Raw genomic sequence first — 334 nt, 5'->3', positions numbered from 1 at the left:
ATGATTTGGAAAAGTTCACAATATATATTGACTCCTTAGTAAATTATGAAGATAAACTTTTCATAAATAATGTCGATGCGAGTTTTGACATCAATAAGAATTTGCTAGATGCAGAATCTGAATTGCATGATCAGAAAAAAGACAAAGCATTGGTAATTAGAATAGTATTCTTTTTGTTAGGTCTTGTAATAGTCGTAAGCCTTATCTATTTATTTCTATATGGCAAACATAGAAGTAAACTTAAGACAATAAAGAAAAAAGCGACTGATTTATCTTATTTGAAATCAAATAATGAACAGTTGGCAGTAAAAATACATGGTTTAGAGGAGTATAT

The 334-nt window shown here is 27.8% G+C and carries 1 protein-coding gene; it reads left to right on the top strand.

Annotation, left to right across the window (positions count from 1 at the left end; translation table 11 throughout):
* The coding region (locus H4O21_RS28675; protein ID WP_220495900.1) for a hypothetical protein at positions 1 to 334 on the top strand (334 nt) is incomplete at both ends.

This window comes from Oceanospirillum sediminis, from assembly GCF_014164585.1.
GTDB lineage: Bacteria > Pseudomonadota > Gammaproteobacteria > Pseudomonadales > Halomonadaceae > Oceanospirillum > Oceanospirillum sediminis.
The sequence above is the reverse complement of the archived record's forward strand: the minus strand, read 5'-3'. Positions and strand labels throughout refer to the sequence as shown.